Below are 17,781 nucleotides of genomic sequence, written 5' to 3' on the forward strand. Positions count from 1 at the left end.
GCTCGTTCCGGGCCGTTAGCACGGGTCAGGGATTCCGAAATGCAGAGGCTCGGGCTTGTCCACGTGTTCCGTCTCGCCGTTGCGCCTGCTGTCAGAACCTTCGGGGCGCAGTCGTGCGGCGGCGCCTCAGTCGAGTTCGGCTTGGAGCTTGCCGGGAGGAGGAAGCGGCAACGACCGGTTCGAGTCGCGTACGCTTCGCCACTCCGCAGGCCGGAGATCTTGCAGGACGATCTTCTTCAAAGACGACTCGCTATCGTCGGAGATGACGACCGGCAGCCAGCCGCGTTCGGCCAGGCCCAGCAGCCGCTGGTACCAGCCCGCGTAGGTGTAGCTCCACCCCTCCCCCTCGCCGGCCAGCCTGGCAAACCGTATCACGAACTTGTCGGCCAGGGATCTCGCGTCGTCGCCCTCCGCGTCCTGCCAACCGAAGTAGTGGTTCTCGTCTCCGGACGTGTAGCGCGCGCTGAGACTTTCCGACTGCATCTCGTTGAAATCCGAGTCCCGCAGGAAGGCGCCGTGATCCCGATAGAAGAGCGTGTCGGGTCCAATCCAGCAGCGCCAGTGGTTTCCGCTCGGCGACATGAACGGCATCACTCTCAGTTTCTGGTATCCGCGTCGGTGCAGTTCGCCCACCACGGCAAGGACTCGCACGGCGCGGCGGACGTGGGGTTCGGGATACTGCGTCATGGCTTCTGCTCCGGGTCTCGTCAATCGATCTTCTTCTTCATCGTGACCCGGCCCAGGGAAGACAGCCGCCTGGCGATCTCGTCCATGTCGTCCATCGCGACGGCGGGCGTCTTCGGACCTTCGGGCCGAGGGCCCGGAGTGGGTCGGGATGTCGCCGCTGGTTTGGCGTTCTTTCCGGAATCGTTGAACATGAGCGCCAACAGGAATCGGACGAGGCGGGGCGTCCACTCTTCACCCGCGGCGGTTCGGTGGCCCTCGGCATTCAGCCGATGCGACACGTCGGGCGGTTTTCGCGTTTGTTCGCGAGCGTAGGCCTTCACGATCGGCTCGAGCTTCGCGAACAGATCGCCGAGGCCAACGACGTCCGAATTGAAGTGGACCATCTCGGATTCCGTCATCGGACCCCAGGATTCCTGCTGCTTCCTCTCGACGCGGCGGACCAGACGCGCCTTCGGCGAAGGTTGTTCTGTCGATGGAGCAGCAACGGGCGCCGGAGCCGGATCGGGGGGCGACCCCTCAGGAATATCGATGTTCCCGCCGGCAGTGAAAGTGATTGGCCAAAGTGAGCCCCGGTGAACGAACGAGACCTGGTCTCCCTTCATGTTGATGAAGTCGCCGAACTCCATGACCGGAATTGCCGAGCGGTAGGATAAAGTCGTCATTTCTCCTTCGCGCGAATCCAGGAACTCCGCCGTCACGGTGTTGTCGTCGCCGGAGCGCTCGACCTTGGTGACGACCAGCATGGCCCATTCGTCCGGGGCCCTCCGCCCGAATACCTTGTTGGCGAACAGGCCCGCCACGTTGGCGGCCGATATCAATTCCTGCATCGAGCCGCGGGTTCTCCGTATGGGCGTTCGGCTGGCCGGCACGTATTCGCGCGGGATGTCGGTGCACGGGTGCTTGGGCCACGGCGGGCCGAGGTCGTCGAAGAAGACCCGGCTGCCGTGTTCGTTCGCATAGAAGAACACGCCAGCGCCGCAGACCGGGCACTTCGCGTTCGGATTCAGGTAGCAGCCCGAGATGGATCTCGCCGACGCCTGCTTCAACTCGCGTATGGCGTCCCGGCGGCGCATGTCGGATTCGAGCCTGCGCCGGTCCGAGCCGGACATGCGGCCGTAGTTCACGCACCAGCCACAGGTGCAGTCCGCGTAGTGGTTGAAGCCGGTCACCGGACTCCTCAGGTTGCCGTCGGGCCGCGCGAGCGAAAGAGCTCGTCGAACATGTGATCCGCGCCCCAGGCCTGCGCCGATGTGTACGCGAGCTTGCGCTTGTCCTCTGCGGTAAGCGGCATCGAGCCCGGCTTGTAGCCCAGATCGTGTTCCGCCTCGGACCAAGCGTGCTGAAAGAGTGTCTTTATCTGAAGTTCAAAGAAATCAGGAAACGCAGTTTTGTCGATGTCGTCGCCCTTGACGTCGGTCGGCAATACCAGGACGTAGTGCCTGCCAAAGTAACCGAACTCCCATTCGGATTCCGGGATCCGGTCGCGAAACTCGATTGTCTTGAAGTAGCTCTTGATGATGCCGTCCAGCCGATCCACATCGGTTCGGAAGAACGTGATGATCCGGACGCCGATCTGATCCTGGATCTGTGCAAGTGGCTCGGAATATTTCGGCTTGCCGTCAGTCAGTGCTTGCGCCTTCTTCAGGAAGCTGGCCGGATCTTTCGCACGGGCCGTCACCCGATCAATCCTCGGCTCTGTCCGGAGGAGATCAATGAAGTGATCACGCAAGGCGTGCGCCGTCGGTTTCAGGGCGTGTTCGAAGCGGTCGCCGTATTCCGAAGCCAGCGCTTCATCGCGCCGTTTTGAGTTTTTCATCGATCACCTGACCTCGCGTCACGAACTTGATTTCTCCTTTCGAACCGTCGACTGGCTCCTGTTCGAAGACCTTGTCGAACTTGTCGGTATCGGCGGTGAGCATCGCGCCATTGCTGAGTTCGACCGACTTGAAGGCGACGAGACCCTTGTACGTGCCGATGTCGAACTGGAAGACTTCCTGGGCTGCAGCGGATGACTTGAGCTCGTTCCTGATCGCGCCCCTTGCGGCCGCAGACAATCCCAAACGGATTCCGAAATCTTCGATGTTCAACCGCTGTCCGGCGAGGCCGTTCGCCAGCGTCCCGGCCGCGGTCAATTCCTGTTTGACGTCGAGCGGCGCCTTCTTCGCGGCATCTCGGAGCGCTATCGCCAGACGCCGCGTCCCCATGGCCGGGGTGGTGGTGAAGTCTGACAGGAGAAAATCGTTGATCCAATAGTTCGACGGTTCGCCGGACAGCGTATTCAATTGCTTGTCGATCGCACGGCCGGACCAGAAACCTCCCTGTAACGAGGGGTGCCTGTAAAGAACTGCTTTGTACGAAGTCTTGCTCTTCATGAAGACGCGTTCCAAAAACTGGACGGAAAGCGCTCCCGGCTTCTCATCGACGTAGATGGCACTATCAGTCGGAAAGCGGGAGAGGACGATCTTGTGATCGCGGCCGTCCTTGCCGACGATGAGGAAGAGCAGACCCAGTCCTGACCGCCCATCGCTGTATTCGGCGAGTCGTTCGGCGATCTTGCGTCCCTTCGGCAGATCCGGCTTAGTCATGTAAGCGACGACCAGGTCTCGGCAATCGTTCTGCTGCTTACCATCGGCGGTGGGACTGAAAGTGATGTCAACATCACACTCGGTGTCCGATTTGACATAGACCCCATTGAGAAGATCGAACATTCCGCCTGTCAGGGAGACCGTTGTGCCAACTATTTTTGCCTTTTGCGCCGCCTTTCCTGGATGCACCAGAAAAGTGTGAATGTGCAGAATGGTCAAAATTTCCCCCGATACTTTTTGCCCCATTTTTTACGCCGACTATCGACACAACGTCAACGAGCACAACGGAAAGCGAAGCCCGAAGGCGGGAAGGTCGGATGCGGCCAGCTAGACCGCGCTGCCGAGATCTTCCTTGACGCCACGGGCGACGATCCGCAACGCGCCGTCGGGAAGCGGTCGCTGCAGCTTGAGCGCCTCGTCCGCCGGCGCGGTCATCCAGATCTCGACCTCTTCCGGCGTCGTCAGGATCACCGGCATCGCCTTCGGGTGGATTGCGCCGACTTCGGCGTTCGGCTCCGTCGTCAGGAATGCGTAGAGATCGTTCGTGGTCTCGCCTTCCTTAACCTTCCGAACCGACGTCCAGTTGGTCCAGATGCCGGCGAAGCAGGCCAGCGGGCGGGTATCGTCGAGTGCGAACCAGACGTCGCCGCCTTCGGCCTTGTTGAACTCGCTGAAGCTGTTGAATGGCGCCAAGCAGCGGTGCTCCGGACCCAGCCATCGCGTCCAGTGCTTGGACTTCACGTTGCGGATGTTGGTGGTGCCGCCGTCCGGCTCCATTCGAAGCAATTCCTTAAAGTCGACGGTCTTGCCCCTCGCTTGCAGCTTCTCTGCCCGCTTCCTCGTCGCGTCCATCAAAGCTTTCGACGACGACGGCATCCCCCAGCGTGCCGTCACGAGCTCGCGGCCCTCGGCGCCCGTGCGGACGATCGGCGCCTTATAGTCCGGAAAAACGCCTGGCATGGGGGCCAGATTGCCGACGTACCGGTTCACGACGCGAAAGAGCGAGCTGATGGCGGCCTGGTTGGTGGTGATCGAGTACAGATTGCACACGTGGTCAGGTCTCCGGATCCGGATGCCGGGCCCGCTGCGTCAGCTGCAGCAGCGTGGCCGGGGCCGGCGACCGGCCTTAGCACACTTGCTGCAGCGGAGACGGCTCGCCAGGTCGTGGACGAATGTGGTGGGCGGACGACGCAGCGCGGCCATGTCGACGTCGCGCTTCGTCCTGCAGCGCTGGCACTCGATCTCGATCCATGGGTAGCCCCCGTTTAGGGCCTGGTCGATCGTGGGGGACGGTTCGATCGGCTCGCCCGCGGCCCACATGCGCTCGTTCCAGCTTTCGCAGAGCAGCCGGTCCGCAGTCCTGATCAAGGCCTCCCCCTTGGCTCTCGCCTCCGCGGACTGGGCTGCCAGGATTATCGTCATGGCGCGGGCGCGGCCGAGCTCCTTAGCGAGAGCCTTGCGGTCGCCTCCGGACAAGGGGGTCGGGTGGTGTTTGGGAGCCATGGCCGTCCCGCCGCCGGGCTAGGGGCCGTCGAACGACGGCCAGCAGCCGTCTTCCTCATGTCGCCCGCTCCGCTGCGAACACGTGTTGTCCAGCAGGCGCTGCCCGACGTCCCTCCAGATTGCGTCCGGACCGTAGAGCCGAACGGCATCGACCTTTTGGATCTCGACCGTCCGGCCGCAGCGGCGGCAGCCGACCCTCAGAATATGCTCGGGAATCCGGCTCAGCCGCAGCGTTCGTCCGGAGGCGCAGCGAGTCGGGTTGGCAGCGGCACGAGGGTCCTCCAGAACAGCCTGCCAGTATTCAGGCGGCAGATCGTCGTCCGGAGCAGGTCCGCGCACCGGCATGGCCTTCCTGCCGACTTCGTGGGCCATCTTCTCCATCTGCTTGGGTGTCGGCATGCGCCAGCTCGCGGGACGGTAGGTCATACCAACATAGAACATATCAAGAACGATGGAGTCGAGTCCGGCTGGCGGGGGAAAACCATTTTTTTGGCGCCGCCCCATTGCAAGTGATGGCATCTCGGCCTATCTCACGTCACACACGTGAGGTTTAAAATGATTGTGAATATGGCCCAATTGGGCGACGGCGAAGTCCTGTCGGGAGCGACGACGGGCCGGATGGTTTTGGCGGACCTGCTCAAGGCGACAGCGAGCGAGCCATCCACGGTCACGCCGGTGTTGTTGAATTTCGAGTGGGTGAAGGTGGCGACGTCCAGCTTCCTGCGCGAGAGCGTCTTGGCGTTCCGGGACGCTATCCGGAGCCGCCGGTCCAACTTCTACCCAGTGGTTGCCAACGTGAACGCCGACGTGCGCGAAGAACTGGAAGATCTCCTGAGCAGGCGCGGCGGTGTGCTGATGTCCTGCATCGCCCGCGGCGACGACGTCGTCGAGGCGGCTCCCATCGGAGACCTGGATCCGAAGCAGCGCCTTACGTTCGATCTGGTGCAGCAGCGCCGGGAGACCGACGCTGGGGAATTGATGCGGGATTTCGCCGCGACCGAGCCGGTCAAGAGTCCTACAGCCTGGAACAATCGTTTGGCGAGCTTAGCTATGCTCGGTTTGGTTGCGGAGATCAGCCAAGGCCGATCGAAGCGCTACAAGCCTATTTTCGAAAGGATTTGATCTATGGGCGCGGATTTTCTGCAGAAGGCGGCTCCGCATTTCGAGAAATGTTGGGACAAAGGTCGGCTCGACCTAGTCACGCAGGATCTCTTCACGCGTCTGCCGACGACGAGTTCGCGGGCCTTCGAAGCGACCTTGCTCGGGACCGCACCCGTCAAGAAGGGGGAGAGGATCACGATCGACAAGGTGGGGCGCGGTCTCCTGGTGTCGCGCGGGCACACGGAGCTCGCTCTCAGTGAGGACGCGCCCGCGGCGTTGGTAGAGGCGGTCCGGGCAAACTGCGGTGTTGCAGAGGGCATCGTGGATGAAGTCCATGAGATGGCCGGTGTCGTGGAGATCTCCCTATGCACCGCCAGACCGCAGTAGAGCCGCGCAAGACCAACCGAATCGAAATCGCCGAGCGCAAGCTCCGGCACGATAGAAATCTCCATCAGATGTCGATGGGCTGCGCCGGGTGTGCCGAGAGACCGCTCTGCGGCGGGCTCTCCATCGAGGCGGCCGTGTGGAGTTGTCTCAACTTCTGTTGTGGCGCTCCGGACGAATGCGACCGGGTTTGCCGGACGAATCCCGACTACGCCTCCCGCATTCACGAGGTTCACGGCTTCGAGCTCGACCTTCCGCCAGCACCGCTCTTGCCTGCTCCGGCGCTCCCTCTGGTCGTTCCGGAGATCTTCCACGGGTCGAACCGCAAACGGCATTTTGCGCCTGCCCTCGCGAGCATCTCGCTCTACGGCATGTTCGATCGCAAGGAGGGCTTGCCGAAATACCGCGCCCGCGACGAACTCAGCGCGAACTACAAGATCTCGGCCGAAACGCCGCTTCTGCTCACCGCAATCCAGCGTGACCGGCCCCTCGAACGGTGGTGGGAGCTAGGAAAGGCGCGGAGGCGGACGATCATCGAGGCGGCGCGGGAATGCGGTGTCCTGATGGCGACGACGCCGAACTACAGCCTCTTCGTCGACAGACCGCGTTGGGACGACCTTCACGCGATGAAGCGTATCGCGATCGTGCACGGCGAATTCCTCGAGGCCGGGATGCCGGCCGCGCTGCACGTCAACGGCCGGACCGACCGTGATTTCGAGCGATGGGCGGAATTCATCGTCCGGCATGCGGAGGTGACGCATCTCAGCTTCGAGTTCACCACCGGGACGGGCCGCCCCACCCGCCGCAGGCAACATGCGGCCTGGCTGTGCGAGGTGGCGAAGACGGTGGGGAGGCCACTTCACCTCCTCGTCCGGGGCGGCAGCGATCTTCTCCCGGAACTGTGCGCAGCATTCGCCGGCGTCACGTTCCTGGAGACCACGTTCTTCCTCAAGACCATGATGAGGTATCACGCGGTGAAGGGGGAGACGGTGGGCTGGTGGAACTATCCTACCCCTGCGAGGCAGCTCCTGGACGATCTCTTCGAGACCAACTGGGAGATCTCCCGCGATGCCATCGCCAAGGTGATGCACCGAGATCTGGCCCCAGCGCCGGCCATCGCAGTTGCCTGAGACCGAAAGCCTGACGTTCGCGGCGCTCGACGGCATCGCGTTCGCCGCCTCGAGAGGCCGACTCGGCGACGTGCCGGAACACGTCGCGGGCGACCTTGGTCCGCTGATCGAGATGGTGCAGCTGGCCCGCACGGGCCTCCTGCCTCCTCCAAGCTCGGCGCCCTGGCTGCAGTTGAACGGCACGGAGGAGATTTTGCGCGCAGCCGCCGGTGATTCGGGAGGATTGGCGTCGCGCGGCAGCGGCACGGGCCTCCTCCGATGCGACCTGCTAAAGACCGAGCCGACGCGGTGGACTGCCTTCAAGCTGGAAGCCCACAAGACCGCGCTCACGGTAGGTATTCCGCCGCAGTCCGTCAGCCGTCTCATGGGTGCCATGGGGGAGATCGCGGACAACGTCCTGGAGCATTCCGCTGCCACGCCGACCGGTTTCGTCGTGTTCTGCGGCCGTCCTGGGTCATTCGAATTCGCCGTCGCCGATGACGGCATCGGAGTGCTGACCAGCCTTCGATCGAACCCAGAGTACGCTTATTTGGCCGACGAGGGCGACGCATTGCAATGCGCCCTGACCGACGGAGAATCGCGGTTCGGCAAGGCGGCCAAGCGAGGTAGCGGATTCAGCACGCTTTTCAAAAGTCTAGTGAATATGAACGCCTCGCTTCGCTTCCGGTCGGGCGATCATGCGCTCAGCATGCGCGGTACGTCGCCGACGCTGGTCAATTCTCACGTCGCCAGGAAGCCCCGCGCAGCCGGATTCATGGTCTCGGTGCGCTGTGCAACTGAGGCTTCGTAGCTTACCAACCGGTGCTCAACAGCTTGTCGGCTTCATCTCGATCCAGGACCTGTTCGCAAAGCTGCCAGGAGGAACCGTCATCCTGGAGGAAATTTCCGTACCTGAGCTCGAAGACGTCGGCGGTGCTCTTCTTCTTGCGTGTGAATTCGCGCAGCCCTTCTTCAAAGGCTTCCACGTCGTCGATCCATTCGTCGTCGATCACGTCCGGCAAGGACCCGAGCAGATCGTATCGGTCCTTCATCCGTGAAGAGAGCTTGTCGTAGACCGTCTCGTCGACCGTGTTTTGATAGACGAGATTGGCCATGTTCACGGTGTCCCGCTTCTGCCCGTAGCGCTTGATTCGGCCGATGCGCTGCTCGAGCCGCGACGGATTCCAAGGCAGATCGACGTTGATGAGGGAAGTCAATGTCTGAAGGTTGAGTCCTTCCGCAGCCGCGTCGGTCGCGACGACCAGCCTGATCTGATATTCGCGCACCGCGCGCTTGATGTCCTCGCGGTCCGCGGTTCTCCACTCTCCATCGAGAAAGATGCCGGACCGCCCGGTCCCGCCATAGACCGCTACCGTCTCCCCCTCGAAGTGATGGGACAGCTTCTCGGCGACCCAGTGTGCCGTGTCGTAATACTGGCTGAAGATGATGCACCCGCCCTCCAGCCAGCCTTTCTCCTGAAGGAAGTAGATGCAGGAATCCAGCTTGGGATCGCTGTCGTTCTTCTCGAGATGATAGATGACCTCGTTCAGATGCTGCACCTCTGCATCCAGCGCGTTGGCAGCCTCCGGCATTTCCGCCAGCAGTTCGTCGAACTCGTCTTCGATCGCGTCCCCATCGAGCTGGCGCTTTTCGATGAGCTTGCGGCAGGTCGACAGTCCGGATGCGACGCTCGAACAGATGCGCTGACGCAGCAAGTTCTGCATGAACCCGGCGCCCTTGATGCGCCGCGCCAGGGCCTTGGTGAACTTCTCCACGGCAGCGTATGCGTGGTCGAAGTCCGCACTGGTGCGTACGGCGTTGTTTTCGAAGAGACGCAGATTGGGCTCCCGCGAATTAGGCCACATGTCGATGGCGATCTTCTTCATCAGGCCGGCATCTTCCAGCGCCCTGCGTCGCCGCAGCACGACATGGCGGCTGATCGGGTTGTGATACTGAAAGAACCCGATGCCGTGCGCTCCGCTCCGGAGCGCGTCCCGGAGGTCGTCGCGGGTGAAGTCGTCCAGGTCCGTATAGGATCGGTCGGTGAAATCCTCCGCCTGGGCATCGATGTCGAGATCCTGATAGATCCTGTCGAATAGACCGTCGTCGGTTCTCGGCGGAAGAGGATTACGCAGCAAATTCCAGGCCTGCGCCTCATCCTCGATGCTCGCCTGGCCCGTCAGGATCGGCCTGACGAGATCCGGCTGGCGCCATGGCGAAAGCTCCCGTCCGAGGACGTGGGTCGCTGATCTGTTCAGGACTTCCAGTAGGTCCCACAGTTCATCCACCTCGGTCTGGATGGGGGTGGCGGTACCAAGGATGAGATGACGGGTTTTCGCCGCGATGGCGGTCATGAACTTGATCAGGTTTCCGTCGATCGGCGCCCCGCCGAGCGGGCGTGATTTGCGTGCCTTGTGCGCCTCGTCCAGGATCACCATGCCGTAGCTTTTGCGGAGGAGGTATTCGACCTCCTTGGTGTTCTGGACGATGAGACCGGTAGAGACGATTCCGATCTTGTAGGGGCAGCGAGCGATGTCCTCAGGCCCCCGCGTCCGGATCAGATGCCCGTGCGGATCGCGCCACATCTTCTTCGACGAGAGCCACAGTGCCGTCGGGATATTCAGCTTGTCGAGGAGCTCCGTCTGCCACTGCATGCCCAGGGTGGCCGGGCAAAGGATGAGCACGGGCCCGTCCCCGAGGAGAGCCGATACCAGCGCGGCCGTCGCCATCGAGAGCGTTTTCCCGACGCCCACTTCGTCGGCGAGCAGCAGCCGGCACTTTCCGTACAATTTGCGATGCTCATGGAACAGCGTGACGAAGGCCCGTTGCCAAGGCATCAGTTCCTCGCCGCGCCGGTACAGCGGAGATTCCACCAAGGCGGACTGGCCGACCTTGTCTGCCGGCAAGGATTCCAGGCGCACCTGGACTTTCCGTGCGGTGCGGCCGATCTCCTCCACGACGGCATCTGGAAGCCGCCGGCCGATCTTCCACAGTTCGTCGAATTCGGCTTGGACCCAATTCACACCGTCGGGCGAACGATCCTCCCAAACGAGTTCGTACGAATGAGCCCAGCCGGATGCGGTCTCGTTTATCGAACCCATGAAGGACGAACTGGTGCCATCCGGTTGCCGGATCACCCCAGCTTTGCCATGCAGGAACGGCGCATCGTCGCGGGACACCACCTTGATTTCGACGTTGCCGGCCCGGAGGAGTTCGTAAAGACGGGCAAACCGCGATCGATTCCGCAACGAGGCGACCGGGTCGTCCTCGCTATTCCACTTCTCCAAGAGCGACTGTCGGACGGTGTCCTCGGCCGCCTTTCCGATGGCGATATCCCGTGGGTCGAGATCGCTGTTGCAGATGATGCGGACCTTGCCGACTGACACGATCTCTTCGTGGACCAACTCGAATATCGATGAGCGGAAGTATCCGGCGATCCGATCGTAGCTCGCGGCCCCATTGAGCCTGTCCTTGAGGAAGATCGACAGCTTGTCGTGCCTGGACGAGAATCTGGTGATGAACTCGGTCCGGGAGAAGGGTATGCCCGCCAACCTATCGTCCATCTTCCTGCCTAACCTATCCGTTGGTTCTTGATCAGCCCGGCAAGGATTCCGGCATTTTGGGATTCCTTGCGATCGACCTCCGAACGCTTTCCGGCAATGTAACTGGCGATTGCGACCAAGTCACCGCGCCGATCAAGATAGTCCGGGGTCAGGTCCCGGACATGCTCCAGCACGGTATCGTCCGCAACGCTCCGTCCCATTTCCCAAAGTCCGTAGAGGATCGCCCGCGTGAGGGAGCTTCCGAACTCATCGTCGCCCATCTGACGCTTGCCGAAATCCGAAGCCGATTTGAGCGCCGCGCCGTTGGCGCTGACAGACGACATGAGCGATCCGTAATCGGCCACGCGGAAGGCTTTCGCGAAATTTTGATAGTTGTCGACCTTTTTTGCGCCCGTCGTTTCGATATCCATCATCTTGAGATAGAAACGCTCGGGGCCCGTGAGGCGCCGCCAAGTCTGCTCCGTCATGCCTTCCGGGACGAGATGCTCGTTCGCGACCTGGACAGCGTACTCGATGATCTCGTCGATGTTCGTGCGCTCTGACTTTCCTCGAGGTCGAAGCGCCTCGACCGTCATGTCCTTTCCGTCAATCTTCACGTACTTCGTCAGAACGCGGAGAGCGGCCGCGTAGCCCGCCATCTGCAGGTCGGCGTCGTTGAAGAGATTCTCGCTTCGGCCATGGCCCTTGAGCGATTGGTTCAGACCGACCATTTCCTCGATCTGCCTCGCCACTTCTTCCTTCACTTCCTGGGTGATTTCGTCCGAGTAGCCAGTTTCGCTACCCTTTCGCTTTCGGAGGACGATGATGTGTGTCCCCTGAACGTAGCCGCCCTTCTTCAATTCCGACGTCGTTTCAGTCGCGATATACCAATCGGCCATGACTTGAAGGCCTGCGCCCCAGAAGATCTGCGCCATGTCCGACCACACCTTGCCGTCCTGATGCGTGAACATGACGATCTGGATGCCGTTGTCGGACATGTGGTCGGACATGGCCCTGTAGGCCTCGACCATGTTGGCGCGAAACTCCTCCCCTTTGCCCTTGATCGCAAGGCGGCGGCGACTATCCCAGTTCCAGTCCGCGAATTCGCTGGGCGGGTTTTTCCTCAACCACGCGATAAAGAACTCTGTGATTTCATGGTAGTTCACTGCGTCGGCGTAGGGAGGATCGGTGACGTACATATCGCAGACGCCGCGAACATCGGCGGCACGGGCGGAAACTATCTGGGCGTGGCCGCTGATCGCCGCCGCCGCGTAGGATTCCCGGTTCTGATAGGTCGAGGCCCGAACGCCGTAGGCGTACATGGTGTTTAGCGCCTGGTTGTAGAACACCTGTCCGATGCGGTCGGCATTTAGCGCCTCTCCGTCCTCATTGACCGAGCTGGGCGTCCAGCGGCATAGCTTCGAATTGTTGTCGAGCCAGCGGGCCAGCTCCAGGTAGAAAGAAGCGGCGTTGGCCTCGAGAGCGGCCTTCTTCGTCAGTGCGCCGACGAGGAGCTGGCGAGCGCTGAATAGATGGTGCCAATACGTCCATCCGCGGGTTCTGATCGGTTCGTCTGTCTTGTCGCCAGGCTCGATGGGCATGTCCGGAATAAAGCCGGCGGTTTGCCACGATGCGAGGTTCTGTCCGACGAACGCTTCGACCTCTCTTTCTTGCGCAAGGTCGCGCGATGTTGGGGCCGCGAAGAAAGTTTCCTGCCGCGAACGATGAAAGGATTCCTTTCGGATCCACTGGATGCAATAGAGACGTTCCTGCCAGGTATCGCCCGGATGGGGCACAAAATCTTCCCTGCCCCATTTCCGCAGAGCGTTGCCGCTTTCGCCATCGTTTCCGGAAAAGTCCCCTCTAATCGACGAGATTGATACGCCTGACGCATCCGCATTCATCGGATGAACCAGGCGGCCCGAACGGACCGTGCCTTCCTCGGCCGCTTTGATCTCCTTGAGCTTGGCGCCGACGCGTATCTCGATCGCATACCGCTTCTTGGCCTTATTCGGCACCAGATCGACGATGACGCCCTTTCCCCTCGAAATTACGAACGTTGGCAGCATCGGGACGAGCCACCCGGTCGCCGGGCACCGCGTCTCCAAGCAGTAGAGATAGGCTTTCGCTCGATTGCCCGCGGCATCCCGCTCGATACCCAATTCTTCGATCTGGGCTTCGATCTTGGCGTAGATCTTTTCGTGATCCTGGGCGATCCGGGCACGCTCGTCGTCGCTGGCGCCCACCACATTGAAGGCACCCCAGCTGAGCATGCAGGCGATCGGATTGAGGTCCGACGCGTACGCGTCCATACCGATTCGGGCCGCTTCGAATGGGATCGAGCCCGACCCCGAGAAGGTATCTGCCATCTTCGGCGTGCGGCCGAACCGCATGATGCCTAGTTGTTCGACCAATTCGGACAGGGTCTTTGCGTTGGTCTTGAGGTGCCCGTTAATCTCGCCCCAGGCGCTCTCGAGCAAGTCCGACTTCGCCTCGTCCGGACGTAGGGCCTTTCCGACCCGGTCGGTGTATCCCAGTTCGAGCAGTTTCGGCAGGTCGGCGGGCCGCTTGGCGCGGTGCACGAAAGAACTCTCGTGCATGCCCATCAGCAACTCGAAGACGTTGAGGTCAGCTTCGGAGTTCTCGGTGGCCGGGAGCAACGCAGCGAGGACGCATGCGCGAGTCAGTATTAGGGGCTTCCGCCCCTTCCAGTAGGAACCGAGAGCGGTCAGTATCTGCCCCTGAACCGCCTTCCGCTCTTTTTGAGCTTCCGCTGAGACCTTCAACGAAGGGAAGATTCGCTCAATGAGCGAAGGCGAATCCTTCAAGCTGAAGGGCACGACTGTTTCGGCGCACTGATCCACGTCAGTTGCCCTTTCCGAGCGGAAGAGAGAATAGATCGGTGTCTTGGGAAGGCTTCTGCGCCTTGCGCCGCTTGACGGTCCCCGGTGAGGCGACTTCGGTCAGACCGATCCTCACCGCCTTGCGCCAACCGACGTCGACGTCGTCGGCAGTGCCGCCACTGCCGTCGCACATCCGGAACAGCCACCAGCGTTCTTCGGGGGCCAAGCCGGCCCACGACGCGCAGGCGACGGGGTAATCCTCCGGACGGGCTCGCTCCACCGCCCATGCCAACAGGCAGAGCTCGCGTCCGAGAAGCCTCTCGACCTTGTTGTCGCCCGCCGACCAGCGACTGGACTTCAGTTTCTTCTCACGGAGCCGGTCGTTCAGGACGCGCTTGATTTCTTCCCTGATCCCGTTCCAGGCGGTCCGCGGAAGGCGGCAGCGAAGGATTCGCTCGTCTTCCGGAGACGGCGAGTTGATGCCGAAGTCCTCGATGATCTCGATGTCCCCGGCGTTGCCGCTCGGGATCCGCACGACGAAATGGTGCGGGTCGATAGCGTCCGGTACGCCGAAACCGAAAGTGCGGACGTTGTCGGTATCGCTCATGACTGGTCGATCTCTGTGCCCGCCACGTTCTCCCCGAGAGCGACGGCGAACTGCTCAAGGCCGAAGCCTGTTTCGAAGTTGATCTTCTTGGCGGTCAATTTGACGTCGGAGTTCTCGTCGCCGATCGCCCTGCGCGCGGAAGCGATGAGTTCTCGGGTTGCGGCCGCCGTCAGAACGACGTCGCTGCCGACGCGGATGGCGACGTTCGTCGTGCCCGAACCGATGTTTATCGATGCCGCTTCGAACGTGGCCTTATTGGCGTCGGCCGCATCCAGGATTCGGAAGGTTTCGGCGATGGTCTCGCCACGAACTTCCTTGAGCAGTTTGGCCTTTTCGTCCTTCTTCAGGATCTTCTCGCCAGCCTGGCCGGCGATCCGGAAAATCTTCTCCTCCGAAACTCCCTGATCTTCAGCGTACGCGAAGATAGTGGCTTCGTCGCTGCCGGGCAGTTCGATCGGCCCCTTGTATGGCCTGCCCTCCTTGACGTTGCTTCCGTCGGTGTTCCAGCGGATCGTGCCCCGGGGGACGACCGTCAACTCGACGGTGCGCTTGCCGGCGACGAACTGCGGCTGGTGCGTCAGTGTCAGCTTGTTGGACCAGACGAGGGGATCGCCCTGTTCGTGCTTGTTCTCTGGGTCGCTGACCAAGAACCACAGCTTCGTCGCGGTGGTGACGAACGGATTCTGCTCCAACAACTTGCCGTCCTTCTTGACGTCCGACGTTTCGGAGAATCGGATCACGGGGTTCTTGCCCGCATTCGACGCGCTGACCGAAAGCGTCGCCTTGCCGGTCTTCTCGTCGTAACCGTCCACGATCACAGAGGCCGACGTCTTCGGCGGCTTCGGTGCCTTGTCGACGTACCCGTCGGAGTCGTAGCTCCAGCGGCCTACCGATACGGCGTGATCGCGCATGGTCTCCAGCCCCTTCGGCGGCAGCCAGAGCCAGCGCGGGTTGGTCTGGGCGCGGCTGAGGACGTCCTTCCACGGAATGCGCGTCTGTGTCTCCGGCCAAAGGATATCCTCTGCGCGCCCGACCAGCATGTCGGCCTGCGCGGCGACGTCGGTCACCAGTTTTTTCGCTCCGACCGAGCTCAAGGCTTCCTGGACGGACGCCTCGCCGGCGACGACGACCTCCGAGCCCCCCTTCTTTTCGGGCAACAGCTTCAGCGGCGCGTACTTGAGCTCGGCCTTCCCCTTGTCCTTTGTGGAGGGCATCGGAAAATAGACTCGGTTGAATAGCGACGTGAGCGCCGAGGAGAAATCGAATTCGGCGCTGACGGCTTCCTCGTCGAGCTCGAGCTGATGCGCCGGATTTCCTGCCAATTCGGACTTCACCTTCGCGATGGCCCAGATCCGCCGGGTTTTGTCCTCGAGGCTGCCCATGGAGGAGCCATCGCCGGTGACGACGCAGAATCCGTTCTTATTGATCTCCGCCTCCAGGAATTTCTGGGCGGCTTCGGGCGGTGTCTTCGCGTCCGGGCTCAGGACCAACAAGGCCCGGTTGGATATCTCGATCGAGACGTCGTCGATCCGCGGCAATGCATACACGGTCTGATAGGCGATCTTGGTCCGCGGTTCGAAGATCTTCGACAACCGGCGCGCCATCTCCTCCTCGATCTTGCCGATGGGGGCGCCCTCGGCGCGGCTCTGGATGCGCTTGCGGAGGTTCTCGATGTTCGAGAAGTACCAGACGTCGTTGTCCTTCTTGTGGAGGTACCAGCACTCCTTTTGGAGTTCTTCGAAGGCTTCGTCGAACTCGGCGACGCTGCGGTCCGGCACGATGAGATATTCGATCAGGGTAGACTTCGTCAGGCCTTTGATGGAATCTACGCTCTCAGAGAGCGAAGCCGTCAGGAGTAGCTTGGCGGCCTGGGTGGCGGCATTGTTACCTTTGTTTTCGTCGACGATCTGAGCGTGGGCGGAGCCGTCGGTGCTGGTGACGTCCTTGGTCAGCGCACCTTCCAGCTTGCCGATGCGGACGATCTCCTCGCGCACGTCCGAGATCTTCAGGTCCAGATGCTGGCAGCCGATGAGATAGACGTGCCCGGCTTGCTGGCCCTGCCAGACGCTCTTGAGCATCTTGGACACGAACTGCATCAGCCCGCGTGTCTGGCGATAGTTCTCATTCTCCTTGAACAGGGCGATGATGTGCTTGACCGACGGATGAAAGGGGTAGGAACCCACGATCTCGTCGGCGATCTGCTCGGACGACCGCGAGATCGTCTTGGAACGCTCCGCCAGGCCGATGGCCTCTCCGTAGTGCTCGGCGATCTTCTCGATCTCCGATGCGTTCGGAAGCTTGGTGAACATGCGCTTGCGGAGGATGTCGTAGATCTCGTTGGTGTTCAGATCGACAGGCGTGATCGAACGAGCTTGGCGCTTCGTCTCCTCCGCGATGTTGGCGATCGCTTTTGCCAGATCCTTGGTGGCATTTTGGTAGGAACCGACAAGATTGGAGATCACGATCGCGGTCTTCGGCAGCTTCAGCGCGGCGGAAAGGAGGTTCGACAGCGCGTATGTGGTCACCGTCGCCAAGGTCGCGCCGCCCACCGGCTTCGTCAGGGCGAAATCGAAATATGGAGGGAGCTCGTCGAGCAGGATCAGCGTCGGTTCGTCGCCGATGAGCGCCATCCAATCGGTTTCCCTAGGCGCGTCGGGCCCGTTGATCCAGAACTTCGAAAAGGCCTGCCCCTTGCCGAGTTGGTCCGCGATGTCGCCCCAAAGGAACTTGTCTCCGGAAACGGATCGGCCGTGGATGGCGACGATCCGGGCCTTGTCGCCCTTCAGACCCTGGGTGATCTTGGCGGGGACCTGATCGTATAGGTGCGGATTCCTCGCCAAGAGGCCGAGGGCCAGCATGGAGTGCGTCTTGCCGCCTCCCATGGCCTGACGCAACTCGAACACCGCCTGCGTGGATTGGCCGTCGAGACGCTGCAGCGCTTCCCGCAGCAGCCTTTCCATTCCTTGCGTCACGAAGTTGCGGGCGAAGAACTGCTCGGCCGCGTTCTCGGCATCGATCAAGAGGTCCGTAAGATGTTCGACCTGGTCTGAAAGCGCGAAATCGATCGCATTCGCGTCGAGTTCGCACAGCTCCTGAACGGTCGAGATGCGCTGGTACGTCATGGTTTCCTGCCCCAAGCTCCGCCGGGTTTCCCCGCTTACTTCTTTCCGTCCTGATGCCGGTCGAGCCACTCTCTCGAGATCTCTTCCAGCAGCAGCGACGCGGTCTTGTCGCGCAGCGCGGCCGCGGCCTTGATCCGGCGGATGACCTCCGGATCCATGGACGTCAGGAACTGTCTCTTTTCGCCCTCCGGAGGCTTTCTGCCCCTGGTGGCCGGTTTTCGGTCCGCCATTACCCTGCCCGCGCGTTGTGCGACGGCCTGAATCGTCGCACTGGTTGCGGGGCGCGGCAAGCGCTCCG

At 61.7% G+C, this 17,781-nt stretch carries 15 protein-coding genes and 1 pseudogene; 4 read left to right on the forward strand and 12 right to left on the reverse strand.

Translation table 11 applies throughout. The annotated features are described in order from the left end of the window. Nucleotides 1–126 precede the first annotated feature (126 nt). From AC0L27_RS14485 to AC0L27_RS14515, 7 genes and pseudogenes are all read right to left on the reverse strand, one after another. Nucleotides 127–687 carry a hypothetical protein gene (locus AC0L27_RS14485; RefSeq protein ID WP_473319515.1) on the reverse strand — a complete coding sequence of 187 codons (561 nt, stop codon included), beginning with the start codon at nucleotides 685–687 and terminating at the stop codon, nucleotides 127–129. Between the two features lie 20 nt (nucleotides 688–707). Continuing rightward, nucleotides 708–1,856: a hypothetical protein gene (locus AC0L27_RS14490; protein ID WP_473319518.1), complete on the reverse strand. Its 1,149-nt coding sequence runs from the start codon at nucleotides 1,854–1,856 to the stop codon at nucleotides 708–710. A gap of 8 nt (nucleotides 1,857–1,864) precedes the next feature. Beyond that, nucleotides 1,865–2,503: a GTP pyrophosphokinase gene (locus AC0L27_RS14495; protein WP_473319520.1), complete on the reverse strand. Its 639-nt coding sequence runs from the start codon at nucleotides 2,501–2,503 to the stop codon at nucleotides 1,865–1,867. Then, nucleotides 2,478–3,518 carry a hypothetical protein gene (locus tag AC0L27_RS14500; RefSeq protein ID WP_473319522.1) on the reverse strand — a complete coding sequence of 347 codons (1,041 nt, stop codon included), beginning with the start codon at nucleotides 3,516–3,518 and terminating at the stop codon, nucleotides 2,478–2,480. Before AC0L27_RS14500 ends, AC0L27_RS14495 begins: the two co-directional genes overlap by 26 nt. Nucleotides 3,519–3,599: 81 nt before the next feature. Continuing rightward, nucleotides 3,600–4,322, reverse strand: a complete 723-nt coding sequence (locus AC0L27_RS14505; RefSeq protein WP_473319525.1) for an SOS response-associated peptidase — start codon at nucleotides 4,320–4,322, stop codon at nucleotides 3,600–3,602. 4 nt (nucleotides 4,323–4,326) lie between these two features. Continuing rightward, nucleotides 4,327–4,775, reverse strand: a pseudogene (locus AC0L27_RS14510) (hypothetical protein). Nucleotides 4,776–4,793: 18 nt separating this feature from the next. Continuing rightward, entirely contained in the window at nucleotides 4,794–5,201 is a 408-nt protein-coding gene (locus tag AC0L27_RS14515) for a hypothetical protein (protein WP_473319601.1), read from the reverse strand. Nucleotides 5,202–5,330: 129 nt separating this feature from the next. Between AC0L27_RS14515 and AC0L27_RS14520 the strand changes: the two genes are divergently transcribed. The 4 genes from AC0L27_RS14520 to AC0L27_RS14535 all read left to right on the forward strand — a co-directional run bounded on the left by AC0L27_RS14520 (nucleotide 5,331) and on the right by AC0L27_RS14535 (nucleotide 8,180). Then, a complete protein-coding gene (locus AC0L27_RS14520; RefSeq protein ID WP_473319529.1) occupies nucleotides 5,331–5,897 on the forward strand; it encodes a hypothetical protein in 567 nt (188 codons plus the stop codon). Nucleotides 5,898–5,900: 3 nt separating this feature from the next. Next, nucleotides 5,901–6,263: a hypothetical protein gene (locus tag AC0L27_RS14525; RefSeq protein ID WP_473319531.1), complete on the forward strand. Its 363-nt coding sequence runs from the start codon at nucleotides 5,901–5,903 to the stop codon at nucleotides 6,261–6,263. 74 nt (nucleotides 6,264–6,337) lie between these two features. Then, entirely contained in the window at nucleotides 6,338–7,390 is a 1,053-nt protein-coding gene (locus AC0L27_RS14530) for a hypothetical protein (RefSeq protein ID WP_473319532.1), read from the forward strand. Continuing rightward, nucleotides 7,383–8,180 carry a hypothetical protein gene (locus AC0L27_RS14535; protein WP_473319534.1) on the forward strand — a complete coding sequence of 266 codons (798 nt, stop codon included), beginning with the start codon at nucleotides 7,383–7,385 and terminating at the stop codon, nucleotides 8,178–8,180. The genes AC0L27_RS14530 and AC0L27_RS14535 overlap by 8 nt, the downstream gene beginning before the upstream one ends. Nucleotide 8,181: 1 nt before the next feature. On the opposite strand, the gene AC0L27_RS14540 is transcribed toward AC0L27_RS14535, so the two are convergent. From AC0L27_RS14540 to AC0L27_RS14560, 5 genes are read right to left on the reverse strand one after another with little or no spacing between them, the layout of a single operon-like run. Beyond that, a complete protein-coding gene (locus AC0L27_RS14540; protein WP_473319536.1) occupies nucleotides 8,182–10,932 on the reverse strand; it encodes a phospholipase D-like domain-containing anti-phage protein in 2,751 nt (916 codons plus the stop codon). 8 nt (nucleotides 10,933–10,940) lie between these two features. Beyond that, the gene (locus tag AC0L27_RS14545) at nucleotides 10,941–13,775 is read right to left on the reverse strand and encodes an anti-phage-associated DUF1156 domain-containing protein (protein ID WP_473319538.1); all 2,835 of its coding nucleotides are present in this window, start codon (nucleotides 13,773–13,775) and stop codon (nucleotides 10,941–10,943) included. A 1-nt stretch (nucleotide 13,776) separates the two neighbouring features. Then, nucleotides 13,777–14,361 (reverse strand): anti-phage-associated DUF3780 domain-containing protein, encoded by a 585-nt coding sequence (locus AC0L27_RS14550; RefSeq protein ID WP_473319540.1) that lies wholly within the window; start codon nucleotides 14,359–14,361, stop codon nucleotides 13,777–13,779. Continuing rightward, the gene (locus AC0L27_RS14555; RefSeq protein WP_473319541.1) at nucleotides 14,358–17,483 is read right to left on the reverse strand and encodes an anti-phage-associated DUF499 domain-containing protein; all 3,126 of its coding nucleotides are present in this window, start codon (nucleotides 17,481–17,483) and stop codon (nucleotides 14,358–14,360) included. Before AC0L27_RS14555 ends, AC0L27_RS14550 begins: the two co-directional genes overlap by 4 nt. Before the next feature lie 35 nt (nucleotides 17,484–17,518). Then, nucleotides 17,519–17,641: a hypothetical protein gene (locus tag AC0L27_RS14560; protein WP_283808821.1), complete on the reverse strand. Its 123-nt coding sequence runs from the start codon at nucleotides 17,639–17,641 to the stop codon at nucleotides 17,519–17,521. Nucleotides 17,642–17,781 lie beyond the last annotated feature (140 nt).

This window comes from Bradyrhizobium sp. Ken51 (assembly GCF_055807435.1).

Bases quoted from the DNA above. Each gene is read 5' to 3' on its own strand.
- AC0L27_RS14530 (WP_473319532.1), top strand. From the start codon at position 6,338: ATGGGCTGCGCCGGGTGTGCCGAGAGACCGCTCTGCGGCGGGCTCTCC.
- AC0L27_RS14560 (WP_283808821.1), bottom strand. From the start codon at position 17,641: ATGGATCCGGAGGTCATCCGCCGGATCAAGGCCGCGGCCGCGCTGCGC.
- AC0L27_RS14555 (WP_473319541.1), bottom strand. From the start codon at position 17,483: ATGACGTACCAGCGCATCTCGACCGTTCAGGAGCTGTGCGAACTCGAC.
- AC0L27_RS14525 (WP_473319531.1), top strand. From the start codon at position 5,901: ATGGGCGCGGATTTTCTGCAGAAGGCGGCTCCGCATTTCGAGAAATGT.
- AC0L27_RS14540 (WP_473319536.1), bottom strand. From the start codon at position 10,932: ATGGACGATAGGTTGGCGGGCATACCCTTCTCCCGGACCGAGTTCATC.
- AC0L27_RS14485 (WP_473319515.1), bottom strand. From the start codon at position 687: ATGACGCAGTATCCCGAACCCCACGTCCGCCGCGCCGTGCGAGTCCTT.
- AC0L27_RS14495 (WP_473319520.1), bottom strand. From the start codon at position 2,503: ATGAAAAACTCAAAACGGCGCGATGAAGCGCTGGCTTCGGAATACGGC.
- AC0L27_RS14515 (WP_473319601.1), bottom strand. From the start codon at position 5,201: ATGACCTACCGTCCCGCGAGCTGGCGCATGCCGACACCCAAGCAGATG.
- AC0L27_RS14500 (WP_473319522.1), bottom strand. From the start codon at position 3,518: ATGGGGCAAAAAGTATCGGGGGAAATTTTGACCATTCTGCACATTCAC.
- AC0L27_RS14520 (WP_473319529.1), top strand. From the start codon at position 5,331: ATGATTGTGAATATGGCCCAATTGGGCGACGGCGAAGTCCTGTCGGGA.
- AC0L27_RS14550 (WP_473319540.1), bottom strand. From the start codon at position 14,361: ATGAGCGATACCGACAACGTCCGCACTTTCGGTTTCGGCGTACCGGAC.